Origin of the sequence: Rathayibacter sp. AY1A7 (assembly GCF_002930845.1) — a bacterium.
Taxonomy (GTDB): Bacteria; Actinomycetota; Actinomycetes; order Actinomycetales; family Microbacteriaceae; genus Rathayibacter.
Window position 1 is genome coordinate 193,710 of the sequence record NZ_PSTL01000003.1, and the last position, 15,828, is coordinate 209,537.

Consider the following 15,828-nt stretch of genomic DNA (forward strand, 5'->3'; position numbering starts at 1 on the left):
CGGTCGCGCTCATAGCAGCAGGAGGAGCGGTGCGCCCGCTCGACGTCGGGATCGTCGGCGGCTCGATCGGCGGACTGTTCGCCGCGGCCCTGCTCGTCCGCGACGGGCACCGCGCGACGGTCCTCGAGCGGTCGGCGACAGGCCTGTCGCGGCGGGGAGCCGGGCTGGTGGCCCAGCAGGACCTGATCGACCTCCTGCACGCGATCGGCCGCGACGACGAGGCGCGGGTCGGCGTCGTCGCGCACGAGCGGATCACCCTCGACCGCTCCGGGCGCGTGATCGGCCGCGACCCCTCCCCGCAGACGCAGGTGTCGTGGGACCACCTCTACGACACGCTCCGCTCGCGGATCCCCGCCGACCGCTACCTCCTCGGCCATGCCGTCGCCGGGGTGCGCCCCTCGACCGGGACGGACCCGGTCGTCGTCGAGCTGCGCGACGGGAGCGGCGTGGAGTTCGACGTCGTCTTCGGAGCCGACGGACTCGGATCCGTCGTGCGCGCGGCGGTCGCGCCCGAGGCGCGGGGGAACCGCTACGCCGGCTACTCGACCTGGCGCGGGCTGATCCCGGAGTCGGCGCTCCCCGCCGAGGCCGCGGCGACTCTGCTCGGGCGCTTCGCCTTCTACACCGCGCCCGGCGAGCACATGCTCGGCTACCTCGTCCCCGGACCCGCCGGCGAGGTGGAGCCCGGCCGCCGGCGCTACAACTGGGTCTGGTACCGGCCCCTCTCGGAGGACGCCCTCCGCGGAGTGATGACGTCGTCGGGCCGTCCGCCGGAGAGCGTGTCCCTCGCGCCCGGCGATCTCGCTCCCGATCTCCGCCGTCGGCTCGAGGAGGACGCGGTCGACCGCCTGCCGCCGCCCTTCGCGGCTGCCGTCCTGGCCGAGCCGCAGCCCTTCCTGCAGGCGATCGTCGACTACGTCCCGCCGCGGACGGTCCGCGGCCGGGTCGCCCTCCTCGGTGACGCCGCCGTGACGGTAAGGCCGCACACGGCCATGGGTGCGGCCAAGGCGGCGGGCGACGCGCTGGCCCTCGCCGGCTCCCTCGCGCGGCACCCGGTCGACGAGGCGCTCCAGCGCTACGAGGCCGAGCGGCTCCCCGTCGGCCGCGCCATCGCCGAGTACGGCAGGCGCCTGGGCCGCTCGATCCCGCTGCTGTCCGAGTGACCGCAGTACCGCGCTCCTGATCGATCCCGGACGTCCGCAGTGACCACCGCCTTCCCGGTGACGAGCCGCCACTGCGAAAGAGTGCGATCGAGAGCGAAGAAGAAGGTCTCCGCTGGAAGTCCTCAGGTGAGCCGAGGGCCGTGCTCGTCACGAGTTCATCCCCCGCCCCCGCCTGGCCGCTCCCCGCCGTCCGCCGCGCGTCCCTTGCTCCTCGACCGCGGAGACGGCACCCTCGGGTGACGGCCCACGGCGAAGGAGACGCATGGACGACGACGGACTCCTGGCTGCGCTGCTGCGGGGACGGCCGGCGACGCTGGCCGACGCGGCGGAGCTGACCCACATCGACGAGGCCGAGGTCGCTGCGGCGATCGAGCGGCTCCGCGGCCGGGGGCTCATGGGCGGCGAGGGCGAGCAGCTCGACTTCCCGGCGCCGATGGAGTGGGCGGCCGCGGCCATCGCCCGGCACACCGAGTCGGCGCGGCGGGCGGGCAGGGAGTCCCTGGACGGGATCGAGCGCGTCGTCGCGGGCCTGCCGATGCTGCTCGGCGCCTGGCGGGTCGGCGAGGACACGTCGGATCCCGTGCCGACCCTCCTCCGCCACGGTCCGCACGCGTCCGAGGACCTCTGGTTCGACCTCGTGCGCCGCGACTCCGGCTCGCTCGTGGCGGTGCTCCCGAACGTGGAGCGGTTCCTCGACCCGCCGACGGAGCGGGCGATCCGCTTCGGGCACGCGCTCGCGGCGAAGGACCGGGTGCGCGTCATCATGCCGGCCGCCGGCGCGCGCGACCCCCGGGTGCTCGCCCGGGTGGAGGCGTACCAGGCGGCGGGCGTCGAGTACCGGCTCCTCGAGAGCCCGCCGAGCTGGTTCTGGGTCGACGGCGACCACCTCGCCGTCCCGTTCGAGCGGGGCGAGACGAAGCCGACCAGCGTGCTCGGCGTGCGCCATGCGGCGCTGGCCGGGCTGGTCGAGTCGTACTTCGAGGTCCTGTGGCGGCAGGCCGCTCCGATCGGCGCCGTCGACCAGAGCTGGCTGCCGCTGCTCCGGCTGATGCGCCAGGGCGTCACGCTCGAGACCGCGTCGCACCGGCTCGGCATGAATCCGCGGACCGGCCGCCGCCGCGTGGCCGCCGCGATGGAGCACTACGGGGTGGCGACGCTCTTCGCGCTCGGCACGGCGTGGGCGGCGGACTCGCGCACCCGCGACGGCGACGCCGGTGCCGGAGAGCCGGTGCTCGTCGATCCGGAGGCGCTCGAGCCGGGAGCGCTGGACGACGGCGAGATCGACCTCGCCGAGACGGTGCCGCGCGATTGAGCTCCCGCGGGACCGAGCCGTGCGGCCGACCCCTCGACGCCTTCGGGTGGCAGTGAGGAGTCGGCCGATGCGCCCGCCCGGGCACCTCTCCAGTGTCCGGACGTGACCACGGCGGGGACAAGAGCCTGTAGCGGACACGTCCGGAAGAGGACACCGCACCCGGGAGCGGATCGCGGGTGCTCCCGCTCGGAGGCGGGCGCGTGCCAGGCTTGCCGCATGGATCTCGAGGTGCGGCCGGGGCTCGTCGTCCCCGCATCGGAGCTGCAGTGGCGGTTCTCGCGCTCCTCCGGGCCCGGCGGGCAGCACGTGAACACCTCCGACAGCCGCGTTCAGCTCACCTGGAACGTCGAGGAGTCGACGGCCCTCTCGGACGAGCAGCGCTCGCGTCTGCTCGAGCGCCTCGGGAGGCGGCTCGTCTCCGGGGCGGTCACCGTCACGGTGGCGCAGGAGCGCTCGCAGCTGCGCAACCGCGAGACGGCCCTCGAGCTGCTCAGCGGGATCATCACCGCGGCCCTCGCGCCTCCCTCCGCCCCGCGGCGCCCGACCCGGCCCACGCGCGGCTCCACCCGCCGCCGGCTCGCCGCGAAGCAGCAGCGCTCCGAGACGAAGCAGCAGCGCCGGCGGCCGCCCGGCGACTGAGCGGAGTCGCAGGGTCCGCCCGGTGGGTGCTCCAGGCCGCGGTATCCCGGTCGCGCCGGACCCGGCTCAGGGAGCGAAGAACGCCTCGATCGCCGCGGTCAGGGCGACCAGGTCGTCCACGTGGGCGAGCTCGCGCGCCGAGTGCATCGAGAGCAGCGGCACTCCCACGTCGACCGTGGAGATGCCGAGCCGGGTCGCGGTCAGCGGGCCGATCGTGGATCCGCACGGCACCGAGTTGTTCGAGACGAACTCCTGGTACCCGACCCCGGCGCGCTCGCAGACGCCCGCCCACAGCGCCGCGCCGCGCGCATCCGTCGCGTAGCGCTGCGTCGCGTTGATCTTGAGCAGCGGCCCCTTCCCGGCCACCGGCTGGTTCGCGGGATCGTGCTTCTCGGAGTAGTTGGGGTGCACGGAGTGGCCGGCGTCGGCTGAGAGGCACCAGGAGGCGGCGATCGCCCGGGCGCGCTCGTCGACGCCGGCGCCGAGGGCCGTGCCGATGCGCGAGAGGACGTCCTCGAGGAACGGCCCGCTCGCTCCGGACCGGCTCGCCGAGCCGAGCTCCTCGTGGTCGAAGGCGGCGAGCACGCTGATGTGCGCGGGCGGCGCCGCGGGATCGGCGCTCGCCGCGAGGAGCGCGACGAGGCCGGCGTGCACGGAGCTGAGGTCGTCCATCCGCCCGGCGGCGAGGAACATCTCGTCGAGCCCGAAGCGGCGCGGCGCCTGCGTGTCGGCGGTGAGCAGGTCGTAGCCGGCGATGTCGGAGGCGTCGTCGAGCCCGGCGTGCGCGGCGAGCAGCTGGAGCAGGTCGACCTCGGAGGCGTCGCCGATACCGAACACGGGGACGGTGTGCTTCTGGCGGTCGAGGGTGAGGCCCTCGTTCGCCGTGCGGTCGAGGTGGATCGCGAGCTGCGGGATCCGCAGCAGCGGGCCGGTCCGGAGCAGGCGCGTCGAGCCGTCGCGGGTGACCACGCGCCCGGCCAGCTCGAGCTCGCGGTCGAGCCAGGAGTTGAGCAGCGGGCCGCCGTAGATCTCGACGCCGGCCTGCAGCCAGCCCTTCGAACCGATCGTCGGCCGGGGCTTGAGCATGAAGCCGGGGGAGTCGGTGTGGGCGCCCAGGATGCGGAAGGGCGTGGTCGCCCCGGAGCCCTCGGGCAGGTGCCAGGCGATGATCGCGCCGTCGCGGACGACGTAGTACCGGCCGGGCCCCGCGGGCCACGCCTGCGTCTCGTCCAGCCCCGTGAATCCGGCTCCCTCGAGGCGCCGTGCCGCCTCGGCGGCCGCGTGGTACGAGGAGGGGGAGGCGGTCAGGAACTCGGCGAAGTCGGCGATGTGGTCGTCACGCGTGGTCATCCCTCCAGTGAAGCACGCGGCGCGGCCGGGACGGGGAGGGTGCCGGGGGAGCCCCTGCGGCGGCCGTCACGGCCGGGCAGGGGCACCCCGGGGCGGAGGGTCAGCGCCGGGTCAGGTCGACGTCGGCCTCCGCGGCGATCGCCTTGATCAGCGCCGAGGCGTTCTCCCCGCCGAAGCCGGCGGCCATCGCCTCGTCGATGTAGTGGCGGGCCGTCGCGACGCCGGGGACGGGTGCGCCGACGCTGTCCGCGTAGGCCTGGATCAGCCCCGCGTCCTTCTGCATCAGCGCGAGGGCGAAGGACGGCGAGTAGTCGCCGGCGACAGCCTGCTCGACCCGCTGCGGGCGTCGCACTTCCCCGTTCGAGTCCGCGACGGCCGAGAACGCGGTCATCACGGACGCGGAGTTCAAGTCAGTTGCCGCGGATCTGATGAACATCCGCAGCACGATCGGGTACGTCTCGAGCAACCTCAACCAGCTCGCCCCTCGGTGGCGCCAGCGGGCGAGGGCTGATGCGCAGAAGTTGTGCGCGGGAAGAGGTGCTGAACCGCTCGTCGCCGCGTGAGGAGGGGGCGACGAGCGGTTCAGCGCTGGTCTTTCGGGTGTCGTTAGCGCACGACTCCGTCGATCTCGAAGCTGTCGAAGCTGCCGGCGAGGTACGGGTCGGGGAACTGCGACTTGCCGAGGAAGTTGCCGCTGGTGCGGCCTAGGTCCTTCGGAGCGAGCGGCATGGCGGTGTTCTGCCCGACCTGCACTCCGTTGGCGAAGATCGTTCCCGTCGTCGTGCCGTTCGTATTCGCCTTGAAGGTCACCTTGATGTCGGTCCACTGCCCAGCGGGCATCGTGAAGTTCGTCGAGATCCGTGTCTCCGCTCCATTACCGGAGGTCGTGAGGGCGAGCCCTAGCTTCCCGTCAGTCGACTTCGGCGTGAGGAACACGTACTTCTGGGTGCTGCTGCCGAAGTCGAACAGCCGGCTGAAGGTGGAGATCGAATCGACCTTCACCCTCATCGAGATGGTCAGGTCCTTCGAGCGTGACAGGATGTCCGACGGCAGCTGGGCGAAGGCCCCGTCGCTTCCGTTCAGCCGCAGCACGCTCGCCGTGCCGTCGGTGGAGGTTGCCGCCGTCCCCTTGAGCGCGAGCGCGTTGCCGTTGCCGGAGGCGTCGGGGACGGTGCCGTTCGACGATGAGTCGAAGGTGTAGGTCACCCAGTCGGCCGGGAGCGGCTGCAGGGCTTGAACGGTCACGGACACCGTGTCGGTGGTCGCAAGGACGCCGTCGCTTGCCCGGAGTGCGAACACGTAGCTGCCGGCGGTACTCACCGACGCAGACGTGCGGCGAGCAGTCGGCGACGCGAAGGTCGCGGTGGCACCGGCAGGAGCAGACTGCACGCTCCACTGCGTCGTCAGGGTTCCGTTCGGCGAGCCGAGTCCGTCGTCGGAGGCGGATCCGCTGAGCTGGATCGGATCGAGTCCGAGGGACAGCCCGGCCTGGTCGGGTCCGGCGTTGACGGTCGGCGCCGCATTCGCGCCCGGGGCGGTCGAGACCAGGTGGACGATGTACGTGCTGCCGGCGGGCGCATCGAACGGGACGCGGACCGGCGCGGGAAGCGTTCCCGCGAGAGAGGCGGGCCGGTAGACGTTGACGGTGCGCTGGCGCACGCCGTTCACGATGACCGCGTAGCTGCCCTGCGCGAGGCCGCTGACCTCCGCGATGCCGGAGTGTGCGGTGCCGGTGCGGTTGAGCATGTCCAGGCGCAGGTCGGCGCTGTTCGAGCCGACGATCGCCTGCGAGTAGGCGTCGTTCTCGAGGTCGACCGACAGCTGCTGGGTCACCAGGTTGAGGCGGCGCTGCAGGCCGTCCTTCGGGATGACGGTGGTGGAGTAGGCGTCCCGCGAGACGTCCGCTCCGTATCCGACGACTCCGAAGATCGGGTCATCGGTGACGACGTCGGCGCTGAGGGTCTGCAGGGTGCCCCACAGTCCGAGATCGCTCTCGCCGGTCATGCCCCGCCAGCCGTTGTTCAGCTTGACGTTCGCGCCTCCGCCGACCCCGAGGGTGCCGAGGTTGCCGCGCTCGGCCTGGTACGACCACGATGCGGCTCCGATGTTGGCCGGCGCGTTGCTGATCTGGCCGGAGTTGATGGTCGCGAGTCCTGCGACCTTGCCGGCGTAGTTCAGGCGCTGCAGCTCGGCGCGGCGCGCGGCGGTGATGGCCGTGGTTCCGGTCTCGAGTGCTGCGGTGTGGTTGATGTAGTCGTCCATCGTGTAGCCGGCGAGGGAGGCGCTGTACTGGAACTGCCACCAGTTCTCGCCCGTGATGGTGGTGGGGTCGGAGTACCAGTACCAGACGGGCATGCGTCCGCGGGCGGCCTCCGTCTTGGCGACGATGTCGCGCATGACGCGCAGGGCGTTCGTCTTGTCGTCGTTCACATTGAGCTTGGCGAGGGTGTAGACCGCCTCCTCCCCCGTGTTGTCGTAGCTGTACTCGGAGCCGTAGGGGTAGGCGTTGGAGGAGAAGTTGGCGTACTTGATCGCCATCTTCGCTTCGATGTCGTTGGCCTGCGTGTCCAGTCCCTCGGCGCGCAATGCGGCGATGAGATCGGGTGTCGAGAGCTCACCCATGAGTCCGGTCTCCCAGTTGTAGGCGACGGGTCCCTCGTAGAGCTCCTTGAAGATCCCGTAGGCCGTCGTCAGGTACCACTGAGCGGGGTGGGCGTAGGCGATCGCGGAGGGGTTCTGCTTGGCGATGTTGTACATGCCGAAGAACGTGTTGTAGACGTGCGGGTAGGCGTAGCCGCGGTAGCCGGGCGTGGTGTTCAGGCTGCCGGGCTTCCCCTGCTCCCAGAAGTCGTAGACGGTGTACTTCGGCGCGGCGCTGGGCGACGTGTTCCCCATCAGGTTCTCCCAGACGGCCTTCTGGAGGTAGTCGTCGAGGGCCTTGATCTGGGTGGCGTCGGGCAGGGCGACGAGCTTCTCCGCGAGGAACTGGCCGTGCGGGAGTCCCCAGTCGTCGCCGAGCCCGTAGTAGCCGGCGTACTCGTTGCGGCGGCCCTGAGGGGCGTTCGTCGTGGTGGCGAGGCTGCCGTCGGGGGCGTTCATCATCCAGTCGTCGAAGGTGTAGTTGCGGATGTCGCTCGCGGAGAGTCCGTCGGACGGCTTCCACTGGGTCTTCTCGACCATGAACTTCGCATGCGTGTCGAGGAGTCCCGCGACACTGTCGATCACGGAGAACTGGAGGACGGACTGCCGCGCGGCGCCGGTCTGGTCCGTGTACGAGACGGTGACGTCGTTGGCGCCCAGCTGCGTGCGGTCGAAGGTCATCCCGTAGATCCGGTAGTCGCCGTTGCTCCGGGAGAACGTCACGACGGGGTTCGTGGGCGCTGACCCCTTGAGGTCGTTGCGGTTGCGCGCGGTGACTGACGTGATGGTGCCCTTGATCCGGAACGCCATCTCTGCGCGCCGGTCGATGGGCACGATGAGTCCGGGGACGACCGTGGTGTCGAGCAGCCCTCGATCGAACATCGTCTGCTTGAGTGCTGCGTCGTCATCGACCTTGCCGATGCGATAGGTGTAGCTCTTCGTCGCGCCCGGCGCGATGGCGACACTGGTGGAGCTGAGGTAGCCGCGGTTGGTCTTCTGGATCGCGGTGGAGTGCGGGTAGTAGATGTTGAGGCCCTTGATGTTCGAGCTCTCGTTCGCCGAGTTCCAGGCCCAGGAGGTGTTGCCGACTTCCTCGGTGCGCCAGCGGTCCTGGTACTCGAAGCCGGAGCCGGATGCGGTGTCGGCGGTCATGGCGATGAACGGGCCCTGGCCGCTGGGACGCTCGAGAGTGACGTAGGAGCCGTTCTTACCCACGTAGGAGTGTGTGAGGACCCGGGTCTCGTAGATCGAGTCGCCCTGCCTCCATAGCTCGTTGCCGGGAACGGGGACACCCCAGTCGCCGATGACGAGCTGCGTGGCCGCGGTGTTCTTGACGTCCTGCTTCCAGACCAGGGAGCCGTCGGAGGCGAGAGAGTACGTCTCGGTGACGGTGAAGCCCTTCACGCCTTCCGCGTTGGTGGAGTTCTGGTGGGTGACCGTCACACTGCTCGACGTCGCCGAGACGGTGCGGCCGTCGGCCGACTGGGAGGTCCACGCGGTCTTCCAGGGGTTCGCGCCGACACCGGTGGTCGACACTGCTCCCGTGCCGTTCGCGTAGGAGAACATCAGGTTCCCGAACCACTGGCGGTACTTGCTGTTCGTCTCGCGGGCCTGCTCCGGAGCGCTGTCCGGGTTCATCAGGTATTCGGTGTCGTGTAGGTCGCCGACGATCTTGAGCGACTGCATCGACCCGTCCGCGGCGAAGCTCGCGCGGATCTTGTCGGAGGCGAGCGTGTAGGGGTAGCTGGTGGCGGCGTCGGCGGTCTGGCCGACCACCACCGATCCTGCTGCGGCGATGACGCTGATCGTGAGTGCCGCGAGCAGCCGAGAGGCTCTGCGTGAGAGGAGGGACATGTCCTGCCTTCTTCGTCGAAGTGCGGATGCGGTGACCGGCGGCCGCCGCAGAGGAGCGAGGATCCGCCCGGCGGTGGGAGCTCGCCCGGGAATCAGGAGTGGTTCACGGGAAGCCAGATGCGCATCGACACGGGACCTCGGGATCCCCACGACCGGTACGGGGTGAGCGCCACGGTCAACGGCCGTCGGTGCGGGGTTCGAGGGATTCTGGAGAAGGGCCATTCGTGCTCGTCGCGTTCGGCGACGCTGCCGGCGAGCGTCACACGCCCCTCTCGTGCGATCGGGACCGCTCCGGCGTCCAGGGCGATGTCGTCGACGTGGGCGCCGGCGGGGAGGTCGACGGACTCGAGGCAGAGGATGTCCGGTCCGTGCTGGACGGCGACGGTGCCGCGGGTGGCATCGATCCTCTCGTCGGGCTGCACGAGGACGGGTTCGAAGGGGAGGTCGAGTTCGATCCGGTCGCCGACGCGGAAACGCCGTTCGAGGTGGAGCGTGCCGTGGAACGGTCCGGTCGGCGTCTCGGCAGCATCCCCGTCGGCGGAGACGACGACGACGTCCGCGTTCGTCGCCCAGGTCGGGATCCGCAGCGTCAGAGTCCACGGCTCGACGGGTGTGCGCGTGATGGTCACGGCGACTCGCCCCCGCTCCGGCAGGTCGCTGGAGACCTCCATCGAGACGTCTCCCTGGAGGAGAGCGGCGGAGATCGTGGCGGACGCGTACTGGTGCAGCTGCACACCCTTCGCATCGGTTGTGGCGAGGTAGCCGGACAGCGAGGCGAAGGTGCGGGCGAGGTTGTTGGGGCAGCAGGCGACGTCGAACCACGCCGCCCGCTGACTGGAGTCCGCGCGCTTGGACTGCTCCTCCGGGGAGGACGCGACGCCCGGCTCGCGCCGGTGGAGGGTGTTCGCGTAGAAGAAGGAGCGGCCGTCCTCGGACACGGCGGTGGCGATGATGTTGTGCAGAGTGCGTTCGATCAGGTCCGCGTAGCGCGGGCGGCCGGTGGCGAGCAGCAACCTCCACGAGAGCATGATCGAGCCCACGCCGGCGCAGGTCTCGCAGTACGCGCGGTCGTTGGGTAGCTCGAAGTCGGCGCCGAACGCCTCGTCCTGGTGATGCGAGCCCATTCCACCGGTGATGTAGGTCCGGCGTGCGACTGTGGCCTCCCACTGCCGCTCGACGATCGCGAGCAGCTCGGCGTCATCAGTGTCCACGGCGACGTCGACCACCGCGGACGTGAGGTAGAGGGCGCGCACCGCGTGTCCGCGGAGGACCTTGGCCTCGCGGATCGGGACGTCGTCCTGGAAGTAGGCGCGACCGAATTCGACGTCTTCCAGGCTCTGGTGACCGCGGCGGTCCAAGAACACGCGGGCTTGCTCGAGGTAGCGCTCCTCCCCCGTGGCGCGGGCGAACTCCGTGAGCGCGACCTCGATCTCCGGATGTCCGCAGACCGTCTGGCGGCCGTCCGCCCCGAACTCCGAGCAGATGTGGTCGGCGAGACGGCGCGCGGCCTGCGTGAACCCGTCCTCACCGTGGGTGCGCAGTCGCGCGACCGCGGCCTGGAGGAGGTGTCCGGCGTTGTACAGCTCATGGCCCCACTCGAGGTCGCTGTAACGCTCAGCCTGACCGTGCCGGCCGAAGCGGGTGCCGAGATAGCCGTCGCTCTCCTGCGCACTGACGATGCGGGCGGTGAGAGCGCGGATGATCGATTCGGTCTCCGGGTCCTCACGTCCGGCGGTGTGCCAGCAGAGCCCTTCGAGGGTCTTGTAGACCTCGGAGTCGGCGAACTCGCGTCCGCGACGGCCTTCGGCGAGTCCGCCCCCGACGGCGAGCTCGAAATTGCGCAGCCATCCGGCGCGCTCCAGCCAGCCGAGGTTGTGCTCGAAGGTGGCGGTCGCGTTGACGGCGACCCGACGTCCCCAGAACCCCTCCGGGTCCAGCTGGACCCGGTCGATGGCGAGGGGTGTCAGGGTCCCGGCGGCCGGGTCAACGGGCAGGGCTGGGGAGAAGGTCATGACGGGATCTTTCACGAGTGGCGCGGGACGAGAGGAAGGACGACTGCTACTTGACGCTGCCGACGGCGAGGCCCTCACGCAGCAGCCGGAACGACAGCACGTAGACGGCCAGCAGCGGCAGCGAGGAGATGACCGCGAGAGCCATCAGCCCGGGCCAGTCGATCCCGTACCCCGACGTCTGCTGCGCGATGAGAGCGCTGATCGGGTAGTTGACCGGAGAGAGGAAGAGGTTGATCGCGAAGAGGAACTCGCCCCAGGCGACGAGGAAGATCAGCGAGCCGACCGTCGCCATGCCGTTTCGAACGATCGGGACGACGACGGCGAAGAAGGTGCGCAGCCGACCGGCCCCGTCGATGGAGGCGGCCTCTTCGATGGCGTCGGGCACCGCGGCGAAGAACGGTCGCAGCAGCAGCACGGCCCACGGCAGCAACATCGCCGTATCGGCGAGGACGAGACCGGCGGTGGTGTCCAGAAGACCGAGCCTGCTGAAGATCGCGAACAGAGGGATGATGCTCGCCGTCTGCGGCACCATCTGCAGGAAGATCAGCAGCCCGAGGACGAGACCGGCGACGACGCCGTCGACGCGGCGCAGCGCGTAGGCGAACGGGACGCCGAGCGCGAGCACCAGTGCAGTGGTCCCGAGGGCGATCTGCGCCGACTGGGCGAGCGCCGTCGCGAGGGCGGGGTTCGCGAGCGCCTCCGCATAGGCGTCGAAGGAGGGCGCCGAGAGGATCGCTCCGCCGACCACGTCGCCCTGGCGCTTGAGGGAGGTGAGCACGATCCAGACAAGGGGCAGCCCGTACAGGACGTAGAGCACCACGCGTACGGTGAAGGCGACCGGCTCCCGGGTGCGGGACGGTCGCGCGACGCGGGTCGCAGCGCCGCCTCGCAGGCGGGTCAGGGGGGCGGTGAGGGTGCTCATCAGGACTCGCTCCTGGTCGATCGGACGTAGACGACGGCGAGGACCGCCACGATAGCGAGGGCGATGATGCCCGTCGCGGAACCAAGTCCGTAGTCGTGCTGGACGAAGGCCTGGGAGTAGCTGAGGTAGGGCAGCGTGGACGTCGCGTCTCCGGGGCCGCCGGCGGTCATCACGTAGATGAAGTCGAAGCTGCGGAAGGCGTAGACGACGGTCAGGATCGCCAGGATGACGGCGGTCGGCCGCGCCGCGGGGATGAGGATGCTCCGGATCTCCTGCCAGCGGCTCGCGCCGTCGACCGAGGCCGCCTCGAGGATCTCGGGGTCGATGCCCAGCAGAGCCGACCGGAAGACCAGCGCATTGAAGGGGATGACGGCCCAGGCGTTCACAATCGCGACCGAAAGCAGCGCGAACCTCGCGTCGTAGAGGAAGGGGACGCCCTCCGCCGAGAGGCCGGTCGCCCGCACGAGCGTGTTGACCAGACCCTGATCGGCGAGGAGGAACTTCCAGATGCTGCCGTTCACCACGGGCGGCATGGCCCAGATGAACACCATCATCCCGAGGAGGAAGGCACTGCCCAGTCGGGAGGACCGGAGGGCGATCGCCGCTCCGAGTCCTCCGACGACCCCGACGACCGTGACCAGGACCACGAAGGCCCCGGTGCGCAGCGTGGCGCCGCCGAGGTCGGAGCCCTCGAGCAGCGCGAGGAAGTTCTGGACGCCGACGAACGGCCAGTCCCCGTTGAGGGTTCCGGAGCTGACCTCGCTGACGCTCATCCTCATCAGCAGGTAGATGGGGTAGAGCGACAGCGCCGCGAGCAGCACTCCTCCCGGTGCGGCGAAGCCCAGTCGGCCGCCGCCGACGCCGGATCGTCTCCGGGTCGTGGTCGAGGTGCCGCTCACGGTCGCTCCATTCTCTCGTCGGGGTCTGCTACTGCTGGAGCAGCGGCGTCAGGGTCGTCATCAGGTCGCTCGAGAGCTGCTCGGGGGTCCCGCTGCCGGCGACCGCCGCGCTCCAGGACTCACCGACGGTCTGCAGCACCTTCGCGACGTTCTCGGACGGGATCGCCGGGTCAGGCGAGGTGTGGCCGTCGTCCTGGAGGATCGCCGCGAACTGGGAAAGGATCGGGTCGCTGCCGACCTTGTCGTCGGCAGCTGCATCGGCACGGGCGGGGATCGAGCCGAAGGCGTCGAGCAGCGTCAGCTGCCCCTGCTTCGAGAAGAACTCCTGCTCGAGGTACTCCTGCGCGAGCGCCTTGTTCTCGGAGAAGGCGCCCACGTTCTGCACCTCACCGCCGAGGTAGACCGAGCCGCCCTCACCGACGGGGATCGGCACGACCCCGTACTCGAACGCGGCGTCCTTCTCGGCCGAGGTGATCTGCCAGTTGCCGTTGACGGCGAAGGCCGTGTTCCCCGCGGCGAACTGCTGGAAAGGGACCGTCTGGTCCCACGTCGCCGCCTCCTTGGTCAGGTAGCCCTTCGCGGTCCAGTCCTGCACCATCGCGAACGCGTCCTGCAGAGGCTGCTGCTCGGGTGCGGCGTAGTCCCACCCGGCACGCGAGAGCCACGGGAACGCCTGCCACTCGCCCTCGGAGTTCGCCTTGCCGGTCAGCGTGATGCCGTCCTTGCCGGCGGCCGTGGCCGAGGCGAGATCCGCCTCGAGCTCCTCGAACGTGGTGGGAGCCTCGACACCCAGCTCGGTGAGGATGTCCTGGTTGTACCAGAGGCCGATCAGGTTCACGAAGCCCTGCACGCCCATGACGTCGTCGCCGACCTTCTGCACGACGGCGTCGGGGAACTGCCCGGCGTCGGCGTACTGGTCCCACCACTCGTTCATCGGCTCGATGGCCTTCGCCTCGGTGAGGGTGAAGGTATCGGCGGCGTTGTAGACGACCACATCGGGGCCGGTGCCCGTTCCCGCGGCCTGCACGAGCTTGTTCGTCAGCTGGTCGAACGGAACGTAGACGTTCTCGACCGCGACCCCCTCGTGCGTCGATTCGAAGTCCGACGCGAGCTCCTCGAGTCCGGCGGTCTGGCCGTCGACGGAGTAGTAGTGCCAGACGGTCAAGGTGTCGCCGCCGTTCCCGGCCGAGGCGCCTCCCGCGGACGACGGCGTGCAGCCGCTGAGAAGAAGGGCCGCAGTCGCGGCTGTGACCGCTGCGACGATGCTGATCCGGGTGCTGTGACGCCTCACGACGTGCCTCGCTTTCACTGTCTTCATTGACTCGGCCACCTGGTGCAGGCATTTCATCGATGAAATCGAGGACCGCTGTCGGCGATAGTAGAGCCGCCGGGCCGACCCCGTCAACATTCGACACCATCCCTTTCGGATCGCGGTGTGCTGGTCGAGGCGTGCATACTGTGCGCACCAGTTCATCGATGAAACGGAATGGCCATGACCTCGCACCCCGTCCACCGAGCGCACGGCATCGTGCACCCCGCCTTCACGGTCGGGACGATCGATCCGCGGCTCTTCGGATCGTTCGTGGAGCACCTGGGCCGAGGCGTGTACGGCGGCCTGCTCGATCCTTCGCACGAGAGTGCCGACGCCGACGGATTCCGCACCGACGTCCTCGCGCTCGTCGAGGAGCTCGGGGTCACGACCGTCCGCTACCCGGGCGGTAACTTCGTCTCGGCGTACGACTGGCGCGACGGCATCGGTCCGGTCGAGGACCGTCCCGTCCGGCTCGATCCTGCCTGGCACACCGTCGAGCCGAACCGCTTCGGGGTCGACGAGTTCGTCCGCTGGTGCCGGGCGGCACGCGTCGAGCCGATGATGGCGCTGAACCTCGGGACCGACGGAATCCGCTCGGCCCTGCACCTGCTGGAGTACGCGAACCACCCCGGCGGCACCACTCTCTCGGACGAGCGGCGCGCGAACGGCGCCGACGAGGCGCACGGCATCCGTCTCTGGTGCATCGGCAACGAGATGGACGGGCCGTGGCAGATCGGCCACCTGAGCGCCGACGAGTACGGGCGTCTCGCCGCCCGCACCGCCGCCGCCATGCGCGCACTCGACCCCTGCCTCGAACTGATCGTCTGCGGCAGCTCGAACGACCGGATGGCCACCTTCGGAGCCTGGGAGCAGGAGGTACTGCTGCACACGATCGAGCACGTCGACTTCGTGTCCTGCCACCAGTACTTCCGCTACGACGGCGACCTGGCCGCGTTCCTCGCCTCCGGCGTCGCGATGGATCGCTTCATCACCGCCATCGCCGACACGATCGGACAGGTGCGCGCACAGACGCGATCAGAGCGTCCGATCGCCATCTCCTTCGACGAGTGGAACGTGTGGGACTTCGTCGCCCACGACGAGCGCGTCGCGGGAGGGCTCGAATGGGAGGAGGCGCCCCGACTCCTCGAGGACCGCTACACGGCAGCGGACGCCGTCGTCGTGGGCGACATGCTCATCAGCATGATCAACAGAGCCGACATCGTCCGGGCAGCGAGCATGGCTCAGCTGGTGAACGTCATCGGTCCGATCATGACCGAGCCGGACGGCCCCGCCTGGCGGCAGAGCACCTTCTGGCCGTTCGCCCAGGCACGGCGCTCCGCCGGCGCCACCGCGCTCCGGACCGTCGTCGAGGCGGACAGCACGGGAGCGGGCGAGGACTCCGCTCCCGTCCTCGCCTTCGCCGCAGCGGCGCACGCCGACGGCTCGCTCGACCTGATGATCGTCAACCGCGCGACCGACGGCGTCACGGATACCACGGTCGACCTCACGTCGTTCCCCACCCTCACGGTGACAGAGGCACTGATCCTCCGACACGAGGACCCCTTCGCGACGAACTCGGCGGAGCTCCCCGACACCGTCACTCCGCGGCCCCTCGCCGTAGCGCTGACCGACGGCGTCCTCTCGCTCCGGATCCCCGCCATCGCCTGGGTGACCGTGCGCCTCTCGCCGACCGTCGACCTGGGATGATCGGGGAACGCTCATGGG

General features: G+C 70.2%; 11 protein-coding genes. 4 read left to right on the forward strand and 7 right to left on the reverse strand.

Translation table 11 applies throughout. The annotated features are described in order from the left end of the window. Positions 1-29: 29 nt before the first annotated feature. The 3 genes from C5B95_RS04635 to arfB all read left to right on the forward strand — a co-directional run bounded on the left by C5B95_RS04635 (position 30) and on the right by arfB (position 3,114). Positions 30-1,163, forward strand: a complete 1,134-nt coding sequence (locus C5B95_RS04635) for an FAD-dependent monooxygenase (protein WP_104348585.1) — start codon at positions 30-32, stop codon at positions 1,161-1,163. Between the two features lie 262 nt (positions 1,164-1,425). Next, complete coding sequence (locus tag C5B95_RS04640; protein WP_104325647.1) at positions 1,426-2,475, forward strand: hypothetical protein; 1,050 nt, start codon at positions 1,426-1,428, stop codon at positions 2,473-2,475. A gap of 216 nt (positions 2,476-2,691) precedes the next feature. After that, on the forward strand, positions 2,692-3,114 hold the full coding sequence (arfB, locus tag C5B95_RS04645; protein WP_104348586.1) for an alternative ribosome rescue aminoacyl-tRNA hydrolase ArfB: 423 nt from the start codon (positions 2,692-2,694) through the stop codon (positions 3,112-3,114). A 66-nt stretch (positions 3,115-3,180) separates the two neighbouring features. Here the strand turns inward: arfB and C5B95_RS04650 are convergent, their stop codons facing one another. The 7 genes from C5B95_RS04650 to C5B95_RS04680 all read right to left on the reverse strand — a co-directional run bounded on the left by C5B95_RS04650 (position 3,181) and on the right by C5B95_RS04680 (position 14,082). Then, entirely contained in the window at positions 3,181-4,464 is a 1,284-nt protein-coding gene (locus tag C5B95_RS04650; RefSeq protein WP_104348587.1) for a M18 family aminopeptidase, read from the reverse strand. A 100-nt stretch (positions 4,465-4,564) separates the two neighbouring features. Beyond that, positions 4,565-4,936 (reverse strand): NAD-binding protein, encoded by a 372-nt coding sequence (locus C5B95_RS04655; protein ID WP_146076488.1) that lies wholly within the window; start codon positions 4,934-4,936, stop codon positions 4,565-4,567. A 134-nt stretch (positions 4,937-5,070) separates the two neighbouring features. Next, positions 5,071-8,958, reverse strand: coding sequence for a DUF5695 domain-containing protein (locus C5B95_RS04660; protein ID WP_104348589.1), 3,888 nt, complete (start codon positions 8,956-8,958; stop codon positions 5,071-5,073). A 92-nt stretch (positions 8,959-9,050) separates the two neighbouring features. Next, positions 9,051-10,970: a glycoside hydrolase family 127 protein gene (locus tag C5B95_RS04665; RefSeq protein WP_104225865.1), complete on the reverse strand. Its 1,920-nt coding sequence runs from the start codon at positions 10,968-10,970 to the stop codon at positions 9,051-9,053. A gap of 46 nt (positions 10,971-11,016) precedes the next feature. After that, the gene (locus C5B95_RS04670) at positions 11,017-11,892 is read right to left on the reverse strand and encodes a carbohydrate ABC transporter permease (RefSeq protein ID WP_104224039.1); all 876 of its coding nucleotides are present in this window, start codon (positions 11,890-11,892) and stop codon (positions 11,017-11,019) included. Then, positions 11,892-12,791 (reverse strand): carbohydrate ABC transporter permease, encoded by a 900-nt coding sequence (locus tag C5B95_RS04675; RefSeq protein WP_104348590.1) that lies wholly within the window; start codon positions 12,789-12,791, stop codon positions 11,892-11,894. The genes C5B95_RS04670 and C5B95_RS04675 overlap by 1 nt, the downstream gene beginning before the upstream one ends. A gap of 28 nt (positions 12,792-12,819) precedes the next feature. Continuing rightward, a complete protein-coding gene (locus C5B95_RS04680; protein ID WP_181027149.1) occupies positions 12,820-14,082 on the reverse strand; it encodes an extracellular solute-binding protein in 1,263 nt (420 codons plus the stop codon). 201 nt (positions 14,083-14,283) lie between these two features. Between C5B95_RS04680 and C5B95_RS04685 the strand changes: the two genes are divergently transcribed. Further along, entirely contained in the window at positions 14,284-15,810 is a 1,527-nt protein-coding gene (locus tag C5B95_RS04685; RefSeq protein WP_104348633.1) for an alpha-N-arabinofuranosidase, read from the forward strand. Positions 15,811-15,828: the final 18 nt, after the last annotated feature.

What these genes read in the sequence shown, in the direction of transcription:
- C5B95_RS04640 (WP_104325647.1), top strand. Translation starts at nt 1,426, where the DNA reads ATGGACGACGACGGACTCCTGGCTGCGCTGCTGCGGGGACGGCCGGCG.
- arfB (WP_104348586.1), top strand. Translation starts at nt 2,692, where the DNA reads ATGGATCTCGAGGTGCGGCCGGGGCTCGTCGTCCCCGCATCGGAGCTG.
- C5B95_RS04650 (WP_104348587.1), bottom strand. Translation starts at nt 4,464, where the DNA reads ATGACCACGCGTGACGACCACATCGCCGACTTCGCCGAGTTCCTGACC.
- C5B95_RS04660 (WP_104348589.1), bottom strand. Translation starts at nt 8,958, where the DNA reads ATGTCCCTCCTCTCACGCAGAGCCTCTCGGCTGCTCGCGGCACTCACG.
- C5B95_RS04665 (WP_104225865.1), bottom strand. Translation starts at nt 10,970, where the DNA reads ATGACCTTCTCCCCAGCCCTGCCCGTTGACCCGGCCGCCGGGACCCTG.
- C5B95_RS04670 (WP_104224039.1), bottom strand. Translation starts at nt 11,892, where the DNA reads ATGAGCACCCTCACCGCCCCCCTGACCCGCCTGCGAGGCGGCGCTGCG.
- C5B95_RS04685 (WP_104348633.1), top strand. Translation starts at nt 14,284, where the DNA reads ATGACCTCGCACCCCGTCCACCGAGCGCACGGCATCGTGCACCCCGCC.